Origin of the sequence: Achromobacter sp. Marseille-Q0513 (genome assembly GCF_018195695.1) — a bacterium.
Taxonomy (GTDB): Bacteria; Pseudomonadota; Gammaproteobacteria; order Burkholderiales; family Burkholderiaceae_B; genus Achromobacter.
This window is the reverse complement of sequence record NZ_JAGTJY010000295.1, coordinates 1-4465: the sequence shown is the minus strand read 5'-3', so window position 1 is coordinate 4465 and position 4465 is coordinate 1. Positions and strand designations below refer to the sequence as shown.

Here is a 4465-nt window from a genome sequence, read left to right as displayed (position 1 = left end):
GCGGGGCCGCGCGGAGCCGGCTTTGCCGGTCCGCAGCGGCGCCCCCTTGAGGGGGGAGCGCGAAGCGCTCGGGGGTGGGTCTTATCCTTCCGGTCCGCAGCGGCGCCCCTTGAGGGGAGCGCGAAGCGCTCGGGGTGGGCCTACCCCTCAGACTCTCGCAGGCGGCTCGGCAGCAGCTCGCCATGGCGGGCCAGCAGCGGGTAGGCCGCCGCGCCCACCAGATGGGAGTTGATGCCCTTCATGTCGCGCAGGATGTCCAGGTACAGCGCGCCCACTTCGGCGGCGTCGACTTCGCCGGCCTTGATCCGTTGCAGGTGCGTGTCCGAGGCCTGGGTCTCGATGCCGCGAAAGCGCGCCTTCTCGCCGGCCAGTGCGCGGGCCTGCCGCAGGTCGTCGTTGACGAACAGCGCGGCGGCCTGGCGCTGGTTGGCGATGAGCTGGCCCAGCGTCTCTTCCAGGCTGGCGCGCTGTTCGGCCGAGAAGACCCAGCCTTGCTTGCGCAGCTTGGCGACGTGGCCGAGCAGGCCGTGGTGGGCGATGTCGCCGGCATGGCCGACGTTACTGATGAAGGCCAGGATGTCGTCCATGCGCTGCAGGTCTTCGCGCGTCATGTTCTCCTGGTCCAGCGTGGCCAGGTAGGTGGTGATGGCGTTTTCCAGCTTGTCCAGCGCGCCGTCCAGCTGGCGCGCCTGCACCATGCGGTGGCGGTTGTCGCGCTTGAAGCCGGCGCGCGCGTACAGCAGCAGGGTCTGCAGCATGTCGGCCATGCGCAGCGCCTCGCGCGCCGCGTTGCCCAGGGCCACGGCCGGTACGTCGTGGGCCCATTCGTCCAGGTACTGCGGACGTGACGGATCGTTCGGATCGGCGCGCTTGGGCAGCCAGCGGGTGAGCAGCGCGGCGTAGGGCGCGAGCAGCGGCAGGAACACGAGCGCGATCACGGCGTTGAACAGCGTGTGGAAGTTGGCCACGGCGCGGGCCGGATCGGCTTCCAGCAGGTTCATCAGCGGCTGCACCAGCGGCAGCGCGACCAGCCCGGCCAGCACGCCCAGCGCGCGCGTCAGCAGATTGCCCAGCGGCAGCCGGCGGGCGGCCGGATCATCGCCGGTGACGCCCTCGATCATGGGATTGATGGCGGTGCCCAGGTTGGCGCCCAGCACCAGCGCGAAGGCCACGTGCGGCGCCACCATGTGATGGCTGGCCAGCGACATGACCAGCACCACCACCGCCACGCTGGAGTGCGCGGCCCAGGTGAAGATCGCCGACAGCAGCACGGCCACCACCGGCTGGGTGGACAGGGCTTCCAGCACCATGCCCAGCATGGGCGCGTTCTGGAACGGCTCGAACAGCTGCACCAGCTGGTGCAGCGACAGCAGCAGCAGGCCCAGGCCGATGAGGACGCGGCCCAGGTCGCGGGTGCGGCCGGGCGGGTAGCGGCGGAACATCCAGACGCCGGCCAGGATCAGGATGGGCGCGAGCGAAGTCAGGTCGAAGGACAGCAGCTGGACGATCAGGGTGGTGCCGACGTTGGCGCCCAGCATGGCGGCCAGGGCCGGCACCAGGCCGACCACGCCGCCGGCGGCGAAGCCGGTGATCATCAGGCCGGTGGCGGTGCTGCTCTGCAGCGCGGCGGTGATGCCCAGGCCGGCGGCGAAGGCCCGCAGGCGGGTGCCCAGCGCCCGTCCCAGGGCGGCGCCCAGGGCCGCGCCGAAGGCGCGCTGCACGCCGGTCTGGACCATGTGCACGCCCCAGAGCAGCAGGGCGACGTAGCCGGCGAAGTCGAGCAAGGTGATGAGTGCGGACATCCTGGCGTATTCTTTCTATGACAAGTAATAATTTTGTAATGATCGCATGCCCGGAGCCAGCCGGGGCAAACCGTCCCTGATGGAGCATACGCCCGCCAGGGCCATGCTGCCCGCCGGCGGGGCTTGCGCGTATCATTGCCGCATCTTCTAGATTGCATTGGGGTGTGGGGTGGCTGTTTCCGTATTTGATCTGTTCAAGATAGGCATAGGCCCGTCCAGCTCCCACACCGTGGGGCCGATGCGGGCGGCGCTGCTGTTCGCCCAGGGCCTGGAACGCGACGGCCTGATGCCGCGCGTGGCCTCGGTGCGGGCCGAGCTGTACGGTTCGCTGGGCGCCACCGGCAAGGGGCACGGCACCGACAAGGGCGTGCTGCTGGGCCTGATGGGCGAAGCGCCCGACACGGTGGACCCCGCCGCCATCGCCGGCCTGCTCGCCTCGGTGCGCGGCAGCCGCCAGCTGTCGTTGCTCGGACGCCACACCGTGCCCTTCATCGAGAAGGAGCACATGATGTTCTACCGGCGCGAGGCGCTGGCCGAGCACCCCAACGGCATGAAGTTCCACGCCTACGACGCCGAGGGCGAGTCGCTGCGCGAATCGCGCTATCTGTCCGTGGGCGGCGGATTCGTGGTCACCGCCGGCGCGTCCAACAGCCAGGTCATCGCCGCCCATGACCAGCTGCCGTATCCGTTCCGCACGGGCCGCGAGCTGCTGACCATGTGCAAGGAAAGCGGGCTGACGGTGGCCCAGCTGATGATGAAGAACGAGCTGACCTGGCGCGACGAGACCGAGGTCAACGGCGGCCTGGATCGCATCTGGCAGGTCATGCAGGACTGCGTGTCGCGCGGCTGCGGCATCAATTACCCCGAGGCCGATGGCGAGCTGCCCGGCCCGCTGCGGGTGCGCCGCCGCGCCCCCGAGCTGTACCGCAACCTGACCCAGCGCGCCGAGCGCACGCTGTCGGATCCGCTGTCGGTGATGGACTGGGTCAACCTGTACGCCATGGCCGTCAACGAGGAAAACGCCGCCGGCGGCCGCGTGGTCACGGCGCCGACCAACGGCGCGGCCGGCATCATCCCGGCCGTGCTGCACTATTACGACCGCTTCATTCCCGGTTCCAACCGCGAGGGCGTGCGCGCCTTCCTGCTGACCGCCGCGGCGGTGGGCCTGCTGTACAAGTACAACGCCTCGCTGTCCGGCGCCGAAGTCGGCTGCCAGGGCGAGGTCGGCGTGGCCTGTTCCATGGCGGCGGGCGGCCTGGCCGCGGCGCTGGGCGGCACGGTCGAGCAGGTCGAGAACGCGGCCGAGATCGGCATGGAGCACAACCTGGGCCTGACCTGCGATCCCGTCGGCGGGCTGGTGCAGATTCCCTGTATCGAACGCAATGCCATGGCCTCGGTCAAGGCGGTCAACGCCGCCCGCATGGCGCTGCGAGGCGACGGCCAGCACTACGTGTCGCTGGACTCGGTCATCAAGACCATGCGCGAGACCGGAGCCGACATGAAGACCAAGTACAAGGAAACCGCGCGCGGGGGGCTGGCGGTCAACATCGTCGAGTGCTGAGGCATGGCGAGCGGCAAGGGAACGGGTTCCGTCACGGTCGATGATGTGGCCGCCCAGGCGGGCGTGTCCATCAAGACCGTGTCGCGCGTGCTCAACAACGAGCCGAACACCAGCGAGAAGACGCGCGCCAAGGTCATGGCCGCGATCGAGCTGCTGAAGTACCAGCCCAATCCGTCCGCGCGCCGGCTGGCCAGCAAGCGCTCCGACCTCATCATGCTGGTCTACGACAACCCCAGCGACAACTATCTGATCAACATCCAGCAGGGGGCGCTGGACGCGTGCCGGCGCTATTTCTACAGCCTGCTGCTGCAACCCTGCGACTATCGCGCCGAGGGCCTGGCCGAGCAGATCGCGCAGGCGGCGCTCCAGCGCGCCTGCGCCGGCGTGGTGCTGACGCCGCCGGTGTCCGACGTGCCGGCGCTGATCGACGCGCTGGACCGCGGCGACATGCCCTATGTGCGGCTGGCGCCCAGCTATCCGAGCGTGAAAGGGTTGGAAGTCAGCACCGACGACCGTTCCGCCGCGCGCGACATGACCCGTTATCTGATCAGCCTGGGGCATCGACGCATCGGCTTTGTCGCCGGCCATCCGGACCATGGCGCCGCCCACGAGCGCCTGCGCGGTTATCGCGACGCGCTGGCCGAGGGCGGATTGCAGGTCGACGACAGCCTGGTCGAGCAGGGCCTGCATTCCTTCGATTCCGGCGTGCATGGCGGCGAGCGGCTGCTGGATCGCGCCGATCGGCCCAGCGCCATTTTCGCCGGCAACGACGACATGGCGGCCGGCGTGCTGTACGCGGCGCACGTGCGCGGCATCAAGGTGCCTGATGAATTGTCGGTGGCCGGCTACGACGACACGCCCTTGTCGCGCCAGACCTGGCCCAAGCTGACCACCTTGCGCCAGCCGATCCGCGACATGGCCTACGCGGCCGTGGAACAGCTGGTTTCGCGCGAACCGCAGGCGCGGGTGCGCACGCTGGGCTACGAGATCGTGGTGCGCGATTCGACGCGGGCGCTGGGCTGAGTCCGCCGGCGCGCGCCCGGCGCGGACCTCAACGCAACGCCAGTTGTCAGGGCGCGGCGCGCAGCCGTTCCTGCACGTC

The 4465-nt window shown here is 69.7% G+C and carries 3 protein-coding genes; 2 read left to right on the top strand and 1 reads right to left on the bottom strand.

Annotated features, from left to right (window positions below; genetic code table 11):
* Positions 1–140: 140 nt before the first annotated feature.
* The gene (locus KDH83_RS29710) at positions 141–1802 is read right to left on the bottom strand and encodes a Na/Pi cotransporter family protein (RefSeq protein ID WP_212322414.1); all 1662 of its coding nucleotides are present in this window, start codon (positions 1800–1802) and stop codon (positions 141–143) included.
* A gap of 169 nt (positions 1803–1971) precedes the next feature.
* On the opposite strand from KDH83_RS29710, the gene KDH83_RS29705 reads away from it, so the two are divergent.
* Both KDH83_RS29705 and KDH83_RS29700 read left to right on the top strand, forming a co-directional pair.
* Positions 1972–3363, top strand: a complete 1392-nt coding sequence (locus KDH83_RS29705) for an L-serine ammonia-lyase (RefSeq protein WP_212322412.1) — start codon at positions 1972–1974, stop codon at positions 3361–3363.
* 3 nt (positions 3364–3366) lie between these two features.
* Positions 3367–4386 (top strand): LacI family DNA-binding transcriptional regulator, encoded by a 1020-nt coding sequence (locus KDH83_RS29700; protein ID WP_212322410.1) that lies wholly within the window; start codon positions 3367–3369, stop codon positions 4384–4386.
* The last annotated feature ends 79 nt before the right edge of the window (positions 4387–4465 follow it).